The organism is Actinophytocola gossypii (assembly GCF_025165815.1).
Taxonomy (GTDB): Bacteria; Actinomycetota; Actinomycetes; order Mycobacteriales; family Pseudonocardiaceae; genus Actinophytocola; species Actinophytocola gossypii.
The window spans coordinates 276,490-291,377 of the sequence record NZ_JAFFZE010000015.1 but is presented as its reverse complement, the minus strand read 5'-3'; the positions used below and the strand labels follow the sequence as shown (position 1 = coordinate 291,377).

General features: G+C 74.1%; 14 protein-coding genes. 10 read left to right on the top strand and 4 right to left on the bottom strand.

Annotated features, from left to right (window positions below; translation table 11 throughout):
* Positions 1 to 24: 24 nt before the first annotated feature.
* From JT362_RS20265 to JT362_RS20220, 10 genes are all read left to right on the top strand, one after another.
* Positions 25 to 723, top strand: a complete 699-nt coding sequence (locus JT362_RS20265; protein ID WP_260192993.1) for a carbon-nitrogen hydrolase family protein — start codon at positions 25 to 27, stop codon at positions 721 to 723.
* A gap of 40 nt (positions 724 to 763) precedes the next feature.
* Positions 764 to 1,336, top strand: coding sequence for a PadR family transcriptional regulator (locus JT362_RS20260; RefSeq protein WP_260192991.1), 573 nt, complete (start codon positions 764 to 766; stop codon positions 1,334 to 1,336).
* Positions 1,333 to 2,052, top strand: coding sequence for an ABC transporter ATP-binding protein (locus tag JT362_RS20255; protein ID WP_260192989.1), 720 nt, complete (start codon positions 1,333 to 1,335; stop codon positions 2,050 to 2,052). Before JT362_RS20260 ends, JT362_RS20255 begins: the two co-directional genes overlap by 4 nt.
* Positions 2,049 to 4,727 carry an ABC transporter permease gene (locus tag JT362_RS20250; RefSeq protein ID WP_260192987.1) on the top strand — a complete coding sequence of 893 codons (2,679 nt, stop codon included), beginning with the start codon at positions 2,049 to 2,051 and terminating at the stop codon, positions 4,725 to 4,727. Before JT362_RS20255 ends, JT362_RS20250 begins: the two co-directional genes overlap by 4 nt.
* A gap of 118 nt (positions 4,728 to 4,845) precedes the next feature.
* Entirely contained in the window at positions 4,846 to 5,166 is a 321-nt protein-coding gene (locus JT362_RS20245) for a hypothetical protein (protein ID WP_260192985.1), read from the top strand.
* 40 nt (positions 5,167 to 5,206) lie between these two features.
* Entirely contained in the window at positions 5,207 to 7,471 is a 2,265-nt protein-coding gene (secD, locus tag JT362_RS20240) for a protein translocase subunit SecD (RefSeq protein ID WP_260192984.1), read from the top strand.
* Between the two features lie 143 nt (positions 7,472 to 7,614).
* Positions 7,615 to 8,001 carry a hypothetical protein gene (locus JT362_RS20235; RefSeq protein WP_260192983.1) on the top strand — a complete coding sequence of 129 codons (387 nt, stop codon included), beginning with the start codon at positions 7,615 to 7,617 and terminating at the stop codon, positions 7,999 to 8,001.
* A gap of 156 nt (positions 8,002 to 8,157) precedes the next feature.
* The gene (locus JT362_RS20230; RefSeq protein WP_260192982.1) at positions 8,158 to 10,143 is read left to right on the top strand and encodes an ABC1 kinase family protein; all 1,986 of its coding nucleotides are present in this window, start codon (positions 8,158 to 8,160) and stop codon (positions 10,141 to 10,143) included.
* Positions 10,144 to 10,150: 7 nt separating this feature from the next.
* The gene (locus JT362_RS20225; protein WP_260192981.1) at positions 10,151 to 10,762 is read left to right on the top strand and encodes a hypothetical protein; all 612 of its coding nucleotides are present in this window, start codon (positions 10,151 to 10,153) and stop codon (positions 10,760 to 10,762) included.
* An 80-nt stretch (positions 10,763 to 10,842) separates the two neighbouring features.
* A complete protein-coding gene (locus JT362_RS20220) occupies positions 10,843 to 11,364 on the top strand; it encodes an ATP-binding protein (RefSeq protein ID WP_260192979.1) in 522 nt (173 codons plus the stop codon).
* A 24-nt stretch (positions 11,365 to 11,388) separates the two neighbouring features.
* On the opposite strand, the gene JT362_RS20215 is transcribed toward JT362_RS20220, so the two are convergent.
* From JT362_RS20215 to JT362_RS20200, 4 genes are read right to left on the bottom strand one after another with little or no spacing between them, the layout of a single operon-like run.
* Entirely contained in the window at positions 11,389 to 12,576 is a 1,188-nt protein-coding gene (locus JT362_RS20215; protein ID WP_260193241.1) for an ABC transporter permease, read from the bottom strand.
* On the bottom strand, positions 12,576 to 13,247 hold the full coding sequence (locus JT362_RS20210; RefSeq protein ID WP_260192977.1) for an ABC transporter ATP-binding protein: 672 nt from the start codon (positions 13,245 to 13,247) through the stop codon (positions 12,576 to 12,578). The genes JT362_RS20215 and JT362_RS20210 overlap by 1 nt, the downstream gene beginning before the upstream one ends.
* Positions 13,244 to 14,335 carry an efflux RND transporter periplasmic adaptor subunit gene (locus tag JT362_RS20205; RefSeq protein WP_260192976.1) on the bottom strand — a complete coding sequence of 364 codons (1,092 nt, stop codon included), beginning with the start codon at positions 14,333 to 14,335 and terminating at the stop codon, positions 13,244 to 13,246. The genes JT362_RS20210 and JT362_RS20205 overlap by 4 nt, the downstream gene beginning before the upstream one ends.
* Positions 14,332 to 14,850 carry a hypothetical protein gene (locus JT362_RS20200; RefSeq protein WP_260192975.1) on the bottom strand — a complete coding sequence of 173 codons (519 nt, stop codon included), beginning with the start codon at positions 14,848 to 14,850 and terminating at the stop codon, positions 14,332 to 14,334. The genes JT362_RS20205 and JT362_RS20200 overlap by 4 nt, the downstream gene beginning before the upstream one ends.
* Between the last annotated feature and the right edge of the window lie 38 nt (positions 14,851 to 14,888).

Genomic DNA, 14,888 nt, shown 5'->3' with positions numbered 1-14,888 from the left:
CGCGCGGTCGAGACAATCGGCCGCATGAACGCACCACTCACGGTGGCCGCCGGGCAGGCGAGCTGTGTGGCGTTGGACGTCGCGGCCAATGTGGCGACGGCGGCGCGGCTGGTCCGGCTGGCGGCCGACCAGGGGGCGGAGCTGGTGGTCCTGCCCGAGCTGTTCCTCACCGGGCCGGAGCTGACCGCGGTCGTCGTCGAGCCGGCCAAGTACACGGTGGGCGAGACCGACAGCCGGCTCGATCCGCTGGCCGACGCGTGTGCCGACAGCCGCACAGCCGCGGTGGTCGGGGCGCCGGTCTGGGAGGACGGGCGGATCCTGGTGTCCGCGCACGTGCTCGGCCGGGGCGGGCAGCCGGTCGGGCGGTACGACAAGCAGCACCTGACCGCGGCCGAACGGGCGGTCGGGATCAGCGCCGGCACCCTGGGTCACACCGTCAGCCTCGACACCTGGCGGCTCGGCGTCGCCATCGGCGAGGACGTGCACCACGCGGAGCACGCCCGCGCCGCCGCCCGGGACGGCTGCCAGGTCTACCTCGTCGGCACCCCGCTCGACCGGCCCGGCCCGCCCGACTCGCTGGTCACCGAGCGCGCCGCCGACAACGGCCTGTACACCGTCCTGGCCGGCCCGGTGGGTAGCGGCATCTGGCACCCGGAGGGCGAGCGCCTCGCGGAGGCGGGTGCCGACCCGTCCGTCGCGGCCGCCACGCTCGAACGGCTCTGAGACTTGCCACGTAGATACCGAGTATGCATACTCCGTATCCATGTCCATCAAGTACGGCCTGCTCGCCCTGCTCGAGCGCGCTCCGATGTACGGCTACCAGCTGCGTGCCGAGTTCGAGCGCTCGACCGGGGCCACCTGGCCGCTCAACATCGGGCAGGTCTACACGACCCTGTCCCGCCTGCACCGGGACGGCCTGGTCGAGGAGACCGGTGAGTCCGACGAGCAGGGCAAGGTCGTCTACCGGCTCACCGACAGCGGGCACGCCGAGCTGACCGGCTGGTTCGCCACCCCGGTCACCAGCGACGACCGGCCGCGGGACGAGCTGGCGATCAAGGTGGCCCTCGCGGTCACCACGCCCGGCGTCGACGCCAGGGCGGTGGTCCAGGCGCAGCGCACCGCGACCGTGCGCCACCTCCAGGAGCTGACCCGGCTCAAGACCCGCGCCGACGAGGACGCCGACCTCGCCTGGCTGCTGGTGCTCGACTCGATGATCTTCCGCGCGGAGGCCGAGGTCCGCTGGCTCGACCACTCCGAGACCCGGCTGGCCAGAAGGCCACCCCGTCCGGCCGCCACCCCCGCCGTGGAGTCCGATGAGCAGGAGGTCGTCCAATGACCGAGTACGCGCTCGAACTGCGGGACGTCACGCGCGTGCACGGCAGCGGCGAGACGGCGGTCAACGCGCTGCACGGAGTGAGCCTGCGGGTGCGCGCCGGGCAGCTGGTCGCGGTGATGGGCCCGTCCGGGTCCGGCAAGTCGACGCTGCTGCACCTGGCCGGCGGCCTCGACACGCCGACCGAGGGCGTGGTCGAGGTCGAGGGCAACCGGCTCGACGAGCAGAACCGGGCCGGGCTCGCCGCACTCCGCCGGCGCGGCATCGGCTACGTGTTCCAGGACCTCAACCTGATCCCCGCCCTGACCGCGGTGGAGAACGTGGCGCTGCCGCGCGAGCTGGACGGCGTCCGGGTGCGGGTCGCCCGCGCCGAGGCGATGACCGCGCTGGAGGACGTCGGCGTGGCGAACCTGGCCGAACGGTTCCCGGACGAGATGTCCGGCGGGCAGCAGCAGCGGGTGGCGATCGCCCGCGCGCTGGTCGGGCCGCGGCGGCTGCTGCTGGCCGACGAGCCGACCGGCGCCCTGGACTCGCACACCGGCGAGGCCGTGCTGCGGACCATCCGGGCGCGCTGCGACGCGGGCGCCGCCGGGCTGCTGGTCACCCACGAGGCCAGGCACGCGGCGTGGGCGGACGAGATCGTGTTCCTGCGCGACGGCCGGATCGTCGACGAGACCGGCGCGATGCCGGCCGCGGACAGCCTGCTGGGGGCGCAGTGAGCCGGTGGACGAGCGGCTGGCGGCCGGCGCTGCGGATCGCACGGCGGTCCGTGCGGCGCAACCTCAAGCGGTCGATCCTGATCGCGGCACTGATCGCGGTGCCGATCGCCGGAGCGACCGTGATCGACGGGATGCTGCGCACGATGAGCGGCGCCGAGCACAACCTCTACCAGGCGATGGGCACCGCCGACGGCCTGGCACAGATCACCGGACAGCATGCCCTGCCGGACTGGCGGCCGGGTATGTCGCCCTACGGCATGCACGACCCGACGGCCGAGACCGAGCGCGACCCGGCGGCGGTGGACCTGCTCGGCATGCTGCCACCCGGCTCGCGCGCCGTGCCAGAGCCGAAGTTCCTCGGCGTGCAGCTGACCGAGGGTGACCGGATCGTGCGCACCGACCTGATGGTGTTCGCGGTGGGCGACCCGTTGACCGAGCACCGGGCCAGGATCGTCGCCGGGCGGGCGCCGGACGACCCGGCGGAGGCGGTCGTCACCAAGCCGCTGGCGGACCGGCTCGGCCTGCTGACCGACGACGGTGACGGCCTGCGTCCCGGTGCGACGATCACCGTCGACGACGGAAGGACCGCCACGGTCAGCGGGATGGCGGTCAACCCGCTGCAGCTCGACCAGCAGGCCGTGCTGACGCGACCGGGCTCGACGATGGCCGACGCCGGGGTCTCGTTCCCCGAGATGGTGCTGGGGTACTACGTCGACCTGCCCGACGGCGTCGACCCCGACTCCGTGTGGCCCGTGTTGGCCGAGCACGGCGTGACGTTCACCCCGCGCGAGGTCCACACCCAGCCCGAGCGCTACCCGGCGCTGATGACGGGCGGCGGCGACTTCCTGGAGACCGCGGGCCCGGTCGCGCTCGTGGTGCTGTTCGGGGTGCTCGAGGTGGTGCTGCTCGCCGGGGCGGCGTTCGCGGTCGGGGCGCGGCGGCAGGTCCGCGAGCTGGGCCTGATCGGCGCGAACGGCGGCACGTCCAAGCACGTCCGGCGCACGGTCCTGGCCCAGGGCCTGTTCCTCGGCACGATCGGGGCGCTCGCCGGGCTGGTGCTGGGCTGGCTGGTGCTGGTGGCGGGGACGCCGCTGTGGCAGCGGCTGACCAACGAGCTGGTCGACGGCTGGCGGTTCGGCTGGATCGAGCTGGTGGTCGCGGCGGCGGTGGGCGTGCTGTCCGGGCTCGGGGCGGCACTGGTGCCGGCGATCGGCGTGGCCAGGATGCGGCCGGTGGACGCGCTGGCCCAGCGGTTCCGGAGCACGGCGATGACCGCCCGCCTGCCGGTCCTCGGTGTGGTGTTGCTGGGGGTGGGGATCGGCGGCGTGGTCGTCTCGGGGCTGCTGGCCAGGCAGGTGATGGCCGACTACCAGGCGATGCTCGAGCAGGAGGGGGCCGTCTACACCTCGCCCGACGTCATGCTGCCGACGGTGGGCGCGGTGCTGGGCGGGCTCGCCATGGTGGTCGGGGTGATCATGGTGAGCTCGGGGCTGCTCGGCGCGCTCGGCCGGTTCGCCGCGCGCCTGCCGCTGTCCGCCCGGCTCGCGGTGCGCGACGCGGGGCGGCACCGGCACCGCACGGTGCCCGCGGTCGCGGCCATCATGATCGTGGTCGCCGGCGCGGTGGCCATGTCGTTCGGCCTGGCCGCCGGCAGGTCCACCGACTTCCGCAGCCAGCCGGAGAACACGGTCATCGTGGAGGGCGACCCGATGCTCAGCGACGGCGACGAGCAGCTCGCGACCGGCGCCGGGGACGTGGCTGCCGAGCTGCCGGGCGGGGAGGCGCTCGAGATCACGATGCTGTCGGGATCCACGCCGACCCCTGATGGCGGGCCGACCCCAGTCGCGTTCGGGTCGCCGGACTCCACGAGCCCGAGGTGCGACATGAGCTGGGCGCAGGCCGGCATCGCCACCCCGAAGCTGATCGAGCTGGCCACCGGCAGCCCGCCGTCCCCGGCCGCGCTGGCCGCCCTGGACCGCGGCGAGGTCCTGGTGCTGGACGAGTGCCTGTTCCCCGACGACGCCACGACCGGCGCGGTGTCGACCGAGGCCGACGAGGAGGCCGAGCGGGTGACCCTGCCGGGACGGCTGCTGGAGCCGGAGTCGGAGTACCCGTACTACCAGTTTCCCGCCGTGTTCGTCTCGGCGGAGACCGCGGCCGAGCACGGCTGGACCCCGGAGGTCGGCGGGTACGTGGTCACCCACGACCCGACGGCGACCCAGGACGACATCGACACGGCGCTCGCGGCCGCGGAGGACAACGGGCTGAACGGGTACGTGAACACCGACGAGTCGGCGGAGATCCAGGCGGTCAGCCTTGGCCTGGCCGGGGGAGCGGGCCTGGTGACCCTGCTCGGCGTCGGCATCACGGTGGCGCTGTCGGCCGCCGAGAGCCGGGCGGACCTGGCGACGCTGGCGGCCGTCGGCGCCCAACCCCGGCGCAGACGCCTGCTGGCCGGTGCGCAGGGGCTGGTGATCAGCGGCATGGGCACGGTCCTCGGCCTGGTGGTCGGCGCGGGCATCGGGTTCGTCGTGGTCCCCCTCTCCGGCGACCTGGCGTTCCCGGTCCCCTGGGAGAGCCTCGCGGTCACCGTCGTGGCCGTCCCCCTGCTGGCGGTCCTGGTGTCGATGCTCTCTACCCGCTCCAACCTCCCCATGGTCCGCCGCGTCGACTAGCCCCACCGGGAACGTACGACTCGCGCACCGGGAACGTACGACTCGCGAAGGCCGCGAGTCGTACGTTCCCGTCCGGTGAGTCGTACGTTCCCGGGTCGGCGGGGGTTATCGTTCGGGGGTGGAGGTCGGTGGGCCCGGGTGGTGCCGAGGCGTGGCGGTGGCGGTGCTCGTCGCCGTGCTGGGGGTGTTCGGGCTCGGGACCTCGGCGCACGTGGAGACACCGGACCGGCCGGGGCACGGGGCCGTCGTGCTCGCGGTGGCCGCGCCCGCGCCGGGTGTTGCGCAGCCGCCAGGGGCGCCCGACCTGCCGCTGGCCGACGACGAACCGGCACCGGCGCGGGAGCACCTGACCGTCGAGGTTCGCGCCGACGACATCCACCAGCCCGCGCACCCGCGCGCGGCCCAGCGGCCGGCGGCCGGCCGCGCGCCTCCAGGGTGACCGACGCCGAGAAGCCATCCGTCACCCTGGAGGAACCCCCGTGCCGCGCACCCCCGCGCGGCGAGGTCTGCTCACCCGCGCGCTCCTGTCGCTCGCCGTCCTCGCCGCCGCCACGTACCTGCTCCTGACCACCGCCCCGCGCCTCGGCCTCGACCTGCGCGGCGGCACCCAGATCGTCCTCGAGACCCACGACTCCCCCACCGTCGAGGCCAACGCCGAGAGCACCGACCGCGCGATCGAGGTCCTGCGCCGCCGGGTCGACGCGCTCGGCGTCACCGAACCCACCCTGGCCCGCAGCGGCGACAACCGGATCATCATCGAGCTCCCGGACGTCCGCGACCCGGCCGAGGCGGTCGAGGTGATCGGCCGCACCGCCGCGCTGAGCTTCCACCCCGTGGTCGGCATCGCCGGGCCGGAACAACAGCCGGCCGAGGGCCAACGGATCGTCGCCGACGAGGCAGGCCAGCGGCTCCTGCTCGGCCCCGCCGCGCTCAGCGGCGACGGCGTCGAGGACGCCCAGGCCGCCCGGGATCCGCAGGGCGCCGGCTGGACCGTCGGCGTCGAGTTCCGGGACAGCCGGGCCTGGGAAGGGCTGACCGCCGAGGCCGCCTGCGCACCGCCCGGCGACCCGGCCCGCCGGGTCGCGATCGTGCTCGACGACGAGGTGATCTCCTCCCCGCAGGTCGACCCGAGCGTGTCCTGCGGCGTCGGCATCCTCGGCGGTGGCACCTCGATCACCGGCCAGTTCAGCCAGGCCGAGGCGGCCGATCTGGCCCTGCTGATCACCGCGGGCGCGCTGCCGGTCCCGGTCGAGGTGATCGAGCAGCGGACCGTCGGACCCACGCTCGGCGCGGAGGCCATCGACGCCAGCGCCGAGGCCGCGATCATCGGGCTGATCCTGATCGCGCTGTTCCTGATCGTGGTGTACCGGCTGGCCGGGTTCGTCGCGGTGGTCGCGCTCGCCGGCTACGCGGGCGTCTCCTACGCGGCCCTGCTCGGGATCGGGGCCACCCTGACCCTGCCGGGACTCGCCGGGTTCGTCCTCGCGATCGGCATGGCGGTCGACGCGACCGTGCTCGCGTTCGAGCGCGCCAGGGAGGAGTACGACGGCTCGCTGCCCAAGGCGGGCGAACGCGGGTTCCGCGGCGCGCTGTCGGCGATCGTCGACTCCAACGTGACCACGCTGCTCGCGGCCGGGCTGCTGTTCTGGCTGGCGTCCGGGCCGGTGCGCGGGTTCGGGGTGACGCTGACGATCGGTGTGCTGGCGTCGATGTTCACCTGCCTGGTGCTGACCAGGATGCTGCTCGACCTCGCCCTGCGTTCCCCGCTCGGCCGGCCGGCGCTGAGCGGCCTCGCGCACCAGGGCCGGGTGCGCCGCTGGGTGGAGCGGCGGGACGACGGGTTCCTGGCCAGGCCGGGCCGGTGGATCGCCGGCTCGGTGGTGGCGGTCACGCTCGCGTTGGCCGGGCTGGTGTTCGTCGGCCCGAACCTCGGCGTGGAGTTCACCGGCGGCCGATTGCTGGAGTACGAGACCGGCGCGCCGGCCGACCTGGGCGAGGTCCGCGACGCGGTGGCCGACGCCGGCTTCCCGCGCGCGGTGGTACAGGCCTCCGGCGACGACGCGGTGTCGGTGCGCACCGAGCCGGCGTCGGACGAGGAGACCGACCGGATCCGGGACGCGGTGGCGGCGGTCGCCGGCGGCGCGGAGGAGGTGCGGGACGAGCAGATCGGCCCGAGCCTCGGCGCCGAGCTGCGGACGAAGGCGCTGGTGGCGCTGGGGTTGGCGGTGCTCGCGCAGCTGATCTACCTGGCGGTGCGGTTCGACTGGCGGCTCGGGCTCGCCACGGTGGCCGCGCTGGCGCAGGACGTGCTGCTGGTGCTCGGCATCTTCACCTGGCTCGGCAAGACGATGGACGGGGTGTTCCTGGCCGCGCTGCTGACCGTGATCGGGTACTCGGTGAACGACTCGGTGGTGGTGTTCGACCGGGTGCGCGAGCTGCGCGGCAAACGACGGCGCGATCCGTTCCACCGGGTGGCCGGCGCCGCGGTGCTGCAGACGTTGCCGCGCACGGTGAACACCGGCATCGGGGTGCTGTTCGTACTGGGCGCGCTGTTGGTCCTCGGCGACGGCTCGCTGGCCGACTTCGCGCTGGCGCTGCTGCTCGGGCTGCTCGTTGGCACGGTGTCCACCGTGGTCGCCGCGTCCCCGGTGGCGATCCTGCTGGACCGGAAGTGGCCGGGAGCCGGGCGGCGGCGCACCCCCGCACCGCGACCGTCCCGCGAGGACAGCGGGGCGGTGGTCTGAGCTACTTCCCGAGGACCGGTCGGAGCCGGCGGCGTACGTCCGGCGGCGTAGCCGAAGAGCCTTCGTGCGCCCGACGACCTGGGCGCCGTTCGCTGGGAGTCTTGGACTCACCGGAGAACGGCACCACCAGCCAGGGAGTGAACATGAGTACGCAAGCGCCGGCCACCTCACCGGTCCGGGTCTGGACGATCGCCGGCCTGCTGGTCGGCGCCGTCGGGCTCGTGCTGCAGAAGCTCGGCGGGATAACGATGCCCGTCGTGCCGCCCGGGTTGATCATCCTCGTCGTCGCCGCGGGCCTGATGCTCAACCCGAAGTGGCGGTGGGCGACGATCGTCGCCGTGCTGGCCGGGCTGGCCGAGCTGGGCGGCTTCTTCGGCAGCAACGCGGCGAGCTGGCTCACCCGAAGCGACGAGATCGTCGCGATGGGCGGGAGCTGGGTCCGCCTGATCGGCATCACGACCGCGACCGTGGCGGGTGCGCTCGCCATCCGCGCGGCCTACAGCAAGTCGGCCAAGGCGGTGCACGCCTGACCGCCGGGGCGGCGCGCCGGTTCCCCCTCCCCCTGGTCCCGGCGCGCCGCCCACCTCTCCACCGCGATGACGGCTCCCTTCGGTGAAGGGGGCCGTCGTCGCGTTTGGGGCATGACATGATCGCCCGCGACAGTCGGGACGATTTCGGGGGACGCGATGGCCACGCTGGTCTTCGGGCTGCTCAGCCTGCCCGTCTACCTCCTCATGCTGTGGCCGCTGGTGGTGGCCTCGCGGCGGGTGCTCGGGGTGCGGATCCGCACCGTGCGCGCGCTGCTCGGCGCGGCGGTCGGGTTCGCGGTGGCCGGGCGGCTCATGGTGTCGCTGGTGCCGAACATCGAGGGCACGCCGAGCCTGTTCGTCGGGCTGCTGATCCCGGTGGCCGGCTGCGCGTTCCTCGCCACGCTGATGTTCCTGTTCCTCGCCGAGATGGCGTTCCCCAGCGGCGGCGGGCTCGGTCTCCTCGGGCGGGTGCGGTCGCTGCGCCGCCGGTTCGCCAGGGCGCGCCGGTACTCGCGGGTCACCCGGATCGCCGTGCGGCACGGGATCGGGCAGTACCTGGTCGGGCGCCGGTCCGACGCGGGCGGGGCGCGGCAGGCGGTGCTGGCCAGGTCGTTGCGGCGGGCGCTGGAGGACGGCGGGGTCACGTTCGTCAAGCTCGGGCAGGTGCTGTCGACCCGCCCCGACCTGCTGCCGCCGGTGTTCGTCGACGAGCTGAGCCTGCTGCAGGACCAGGTCGCGCCGGCCGACCCGGAGGCGGTGGAGCGGCTGCTGACCGAGGAGTACGGCCGCCCGGTCGGCGAGGTCTTCGCCGAGTTCGACCGCGAGCCGCTGGCCGCGGCGTCGATCGCCCAGGTGTACCGGGCGCGGCTGCACAGCGGCGAGGACGTGGTGGTGAAGGTGCGCCGGCCGGGCGTGGAGAAGGTCGTCGAGCGCGACCTCGACATCGTGCTGCGGGTGGCCGCGTCGCTTGACCTGCGGGCGCGGTGGGCGCGGTCGATCGGCGTGCTCGACCTGGCCGACGGGTTCGCCGCCGCGCTGACCGAGGAGCTGGACTTCCGGGTGGAGGCCCGCAACATCGCCGCGGTGAGCGCCGCCTACACCGGTGACGCGGTGGTGCTGCCGGCGGTGTTCGCCGAGCTGTCCAGCGAGCGGGTGCTGGTGATGCGGCGGCTGGACGGCACGCCGGTGCGCACCGGGATCCCGTCGGTCGACCCGGAGCGGCGCGGTGCCCTGGCCAGGGCGCTGCTGGACTGCGTGCTGCGGCAGGTGCTGCTGCACGGGGTGTTCCACGCCGACCCGCACCCGGGCAACGTGCTGCTGATGGCCGACGGAACGCTGGGGTTGCTGGACTTCGGCTCGGTCGGCCGGCTCGACGCCGGGCTGCGCGGCGGCCTGCGGGACGTGCTGGCCGCGGTGGACCGCGGCGACCCGGCCGGCCTGCGCGACGGGCTGCTGGAGATCGTCGACCGGCCGGACGAGATCGACGAGCAGCGGCTGGAGCGCGCGCTCGGGGCCCTGGTCGCCAAGCACGTGCCGCACTCCGAGGCGCACGGGCAGGGCCCGGACATCGACATGTTCACCGACCTGTTCCGGATCGTGGCGGAGTTCCGGCTGGCGGTCCCGCCGCCGATCGCCGCGGTGTTCCGGGCGCTGGCGACGATGGAGGGCACGCTCGCGCTGCTCTCCCCCGGTTTCGACATCCTGGGCGAGTCCAGGGCGTTCGCGGGCGCGCTGATCGGCGAGCGGATGCGGCCGGAGTCGTTGCGCGGCACGGCGACCGAGGAGCTGCTGTCGATCCTGCCGGTGCTGCGCCGGCTGCCGAGGCGGATCGACCGGGTCGGCGCGGCCCTGGAACAGGGCAGGCTGTCGGTGAACGTGCGTCTGTTCGCCGACGAGCGGGACCGTGCGGTGGTCACCGGGATGTTGCACGAGTTGCTGCTGGCGTTCACCGGCACGGCGACCGGGATCATGGCGGTGCTGCTGCTGGCCAGCACGAGCGGGCCCAGGGTGACCGAGGACGTGACGTTGAACCAGGTGTTCGGCTACAACCTGCTGGTGATCAGCGCGTTGCTGGGGCTGCGGCTGCTGTTCGTGGTGTTCCGCGCGCAACGCGGGGTGGGGCGCGGGAAGCCCGGGTCATAATGGACCCATGGCGAAGGGGACCGGCATTGTCGTCGCCGCCGTCGTCATCGCGCTGGTCCTGGCCAACCACGAGGACGACGACGGCGGCGCCGCCACCGGTTCCGCCTCGGGCGGTGGGAACGCCTCCGCCGCCCAGTTCGCCGCGAGCCGACAGGCGATGCTGCGCGGTGAGCCGACGGTGGCGTGGTCCCGGCTGGGCATGGCCCGCACGGCGAAGGACGCGAGCCGCCGGGACACCGACTGCGCGTCCCACTCCTACGGCCAGGTGCGGCGGTACCTGCGCCGGGTGCCGTGCCGGGTGATGGACCGGGTGCTGTTCACGGTCGACGACAAGGGCGGCAACACGATCGCCATCGCGGTGGCGTGGGTGCGGTTCGACACACCGGCCGCGGCGCGGGAGTTCAAGCGGATCGACGACACCTGGGGCACCGGCCAGGTGCGCCCGCTGCCCGGCTCGACCCTCGGTCTGCCGGACATCCGCCTGTCCGGCCAACACTACGCCTCGCGACGGGAGGGCTCACTGACCGTGGTCGCCGAGGCGGAGGAGGTCGCCGACGGCGAGCTCGACGACGCGTTCCTGGACGAGATCGCCGGGGTCGCGGTCCTGCTGCCGCACTGACTACCGGGGCGTTTGCCAAGTGGGCGCCGTTGGGGGCAAGATCTGGCTCAACTGCCTGTAGGAAGCGGTGGAAGGACCCCGTGCACGACCAGACCGTCCAGGTCGACGACCTCCGGCTCGTCGCGCTGCCGAGCGCCATGAACTGTGCTGACATGTTCGTGCGGTTCACCCTGACCGAGTGGCGCGTGAAGTCGATGGTCACCGACGTCACCAACACGGCGAAGAGCCTGGTCCGCGCGGTCGTCGGCGAGGTCGACAAGTCCGCCCCGCTCGCCATGATCACCGTGCGGCTGCGGCTGTCCGGCTCCAGCCTGTCGGTCGAGATCGAGGACGACCGCCCGACGCCGCGCCTGGTCGTGCCGCCCGAGCTGTCGCAGTCCAGCAGCGGCGTCGAGGTCCTGGCCGACGGCCGTCAGCTCATCTGGTCGGACCTGCCGCTGCCCACCGGCATGGACGCCACCGTCGTGCCGCTCCCGCGCCGTGGCACCACCCGTGCCCCCGCGATCCGCCCCGCCGAGGACGAGAACATCTCCGGCCTCGACGACGAGATGATGAACCGGATCCTCAACGCCCTCAAGCGCGATCCCGACCAGCCGCGCTGAGCCGGGCGGGTACGTCCCCGACCGTCACGTCGCCAGCGCCTCGGTCGGGGACAGCCGGGACGCGCGGACGGCGGGGTACAACCCGGCCAGGCCGCCGATGCCCAGCGTCGCGAGCACGCCACCGACCACGGCCCACAGCGGTACCACGACCGGCCAGAGCTGGTAGGTGGCATAGCCGGCGGTGACCGCGGCGCCTAGCAGCGCGCCACCCGTCCCACCGAGCGCGGACAGCAGCAGCGACTCGGCCAGGAACTGGGTGCGGATCTGGCCCCTGGTCGCGCCGAGCGAGCGCCGCAGCCCGATCTCCGCGCGCCGTTCCAGCACCGAGATCACCATCGTGTTCGCCACCCCGACCCCACCGACCAGCAACGCCACCGCGCCAAGTCCGAGCAGCAGCCCGGTGAACGCCTCGCCGGCCGCCTGTCGGGCGACCAGCGCGTCCGACGGGCGGGACACCTCGACCTCGTTCGGCGCCTCCGGGTTCGCCGTCGGGCCGAGCACGTCGCGCACCGCCTCCACCTGGTCGTGCGCCGAACGGGTGTAGATGGTCGTCGGGTGGCCGTCGAAGCCCAACACCGACTCGGCGGCCGGCCAGCCGACGAGTGCGGCGGAGTCGAGCTCGGGCGCGAGCGGGGCCGGGTCGAGGATGCCGACGACGGTGAACCACTCGTCGCCGACGAGCACCTGGATGTCCGCGGCGGCCCGGCCGATGCCCAGCCGGGCCGCCGCGGTCGCGCCGAGCACGGTCGCCGGGTACTTGCTCGTGGCCTGGTTGAGCCAGGTCCCGCTACGCACCCGCGCGCCGACCGTGTCCCGGAGGTCTGTGCGGGCGGCGTACGCGACGAGCCCGTTGGTCTGCGCCTCGGGGATCCGGTCGGTGCGGTACACCTTGGCGTCGCCGACCCGGCCGACCGCCGACAGCGACTCCACCGGCCCGATCCTGCCGACCATGTCCTCCGACGCCAGCGGCAGCACCGCCGCCTCTCCGGTGAACGTGCTCCCCGGCGACACCGTCAACAGGTTGGTGCCGAGCGACTCCAACGTCGCGTCCAACTCCGCCCGGGACGACGACGAGATGCCGACGACCCCGACCATCGCCGCGATCCCGATCGCGATGCCCAACGCCGACAGGAACGCCCTCGTCGGCCGGGTCCGCAACCCGACCGCCCCGACCCGCACCACGTCCCTCGGCGACAACCGAGCCGGCCGCATCACGCCGTCACCCCCGTGTCGGCCAGAACCCGGCCGTCGCGCATGCTGACCTGGCGAGGCAGGGACGCGGCGATGTCCCGGTCGTGGGTGATGATCACGACGGTCGTGCCGGCCGCGTGCAGTTCCCGCAACAGCGCCATCACGCCGGCGCCGGACGCGGAGTCCAGCGCGCCGGTCGGCTCGTCGGCGAGCAGCAGGGGCGGGTCGCCCGCCACCGCCCGCGCGACCGCCACCCGCTGCCGCTCACCCCCGGACAGCTCCTGCGGCTCGTGGTCCATCCGGTGCCCGAGCCCGACCCGGCGCAGCGCGGCGGCGGCCAGGCGGCGCCGCTCCGCCGCCCGCGACCCCGTGTAGAGCAACCCGTCGGCGACGTTGTCCAGTGCCGGTGTGCCCGCGGCGAGGTGGAACTGCTGGAACACGAACCCGATCCGGTGCGCCCGCAGTGCCGACAGCCTCGCGTCGGAGAGGGCCGCCACGTCGTGCCCGTCGACTCGCACGGTCCCCGAGGTCGGCCGGTCGAGCGTGCCGAGGACGTTGAGCATCGTCGACTTGCCCGAACCGGACGGGCCGACGATCGCGACCAACTCACCGGCCCCGACTTCCAGCGACACCCGGTCGAGCGCGGTCACGCCACCGGGGTAGACCTTCGCCACGTCGGTCAGCGCGATCATTCCGGCACCCCCACGGTCGTCCCCTCCGCGAGCCCGTCCCCGGTGACCTCGACCCGGCCGCCGGCGAACAGGCCGGTCCGCACCGGCACGTACCGCGATGCAGAACCCGCCACGACCTCGACACCGAACCCGCCCTCGGCCAGCGCCACGAGCGCGGCGACCGGCACGGTGAGCACGTCCTCCCGCCGTTCGGCGGTGAACGTGACGTCGACCGACGCGAGCGCCCACATCTCCGCGGCCTTCTGGTCCGCGAGCGGGACCAACACCCGGACCTTGGTGGCCGGTTCCTGGCCCTGTCCGTCGCCCGGCTCGATCACGGTGGCGACCTCGGCGATCCTGCCCGGTGTGGTCGAGCCGTCCGGCAGGGTGGCGGTCACCGTCGCGCCCGGCCGGGCCATCCGCTGGTCGGCCGGGTCGAGCTCGACGACGACGGCCTTCTCGGTGCCGGTGTAGGCGAGCACCGGCACGCCGGGTGCGACCGGCTCGCCGACTCCGGCGGCGACGCTGTCCACCCGCGCCTCACCTGGCGCGAACACGATCCGACCCAGCTGGACGGTGCCGGTCTCCTCGACGCCCTGGCTCGCCTGCCACGCCGACACGGCCTCGGCGGTGGCGCCGGTGTACTCCTCGTCGACGGTGAAGCCGGTGTGGCCGAGGGCGGCCAGGTTCTCCTCGAGCTGGCGCACGTCGGCGCCCTCGGTGCCGGGAGCGAGCGTGCGGTAGGCCGGGACGGCGCCGTACAGCAGGGTCACCGGCTGGTCGTCCACCGCGTACAGCGCCTGGCCCCGCTTGACCACAGCGCCGCCGTCGGGCACCGCGGTGAGCGTGCCGCGCAGGCGGTTGACCGCGGTGGTGGTCTCGCCGTAGCCGAGCTCGCCGTCGGCGGTGTGCGTGTCGTCGAGCGTCTGCCTGGTCACCTCGACCGTGCTGATCGGAAGGTCGGCGTCGGTCTGCGCGGCCGACCGGCCCGTGCCCGGCCGCAGGACGGCGGCCGCGGTGGCGCCGCCGGCGGCGAGCACCACGACCGCCACGGCGACCTTCCAGCCCCGGCCCTTCCGGCGCGGTCGTCTCTCCTCGACCTCGGTCATGCGCCGCCCTCCGCCCCCGGCCCGGCGAGGACTTCCTGACAGGTCCGCTGCGCGGCGTCGAAGTCCGGGTCCTGCGCGACTCCGCGGTCGATCCGGATGCCGCCCTGACCGGGCTCGGGGTCCGGGAACTCCTCGACGCCGTTGTCCCGCATGCACTGGGCGAACACGCGGGACCGCTCCTCCATCCGCGGGTCGCCGCCGCCGTTCTGCTGCGGGCTGTACTCGCGGCAGGCCTCCATCGCCGCGTCGACGGTCTCCCGGGGCACGCTGCCGTCGAGCTTGAGCTGGACGCCCTTGCCCGGCTCGGGGTCGTCCATGGGCACGCCGTTCTCCCGCATGCACTGGGCGAACTTGACGCCCATCTCCTGTCGGCTCAGGCCGGGCTCTGCGGCGCCGGTGTCCTCAGTGGTGCCGCCGCCGTTGGCGGACGCCACCCCACCGCCGTCCTCCTCGGACCCGCATCCCGCCAGGGCCAGGGCCGCGACGGCGGCCAGCACGGTCAGTCCGCGTCTCATGTCTCGCACTCCTCGATCGGTGGTCCGGTCGGGGAGGA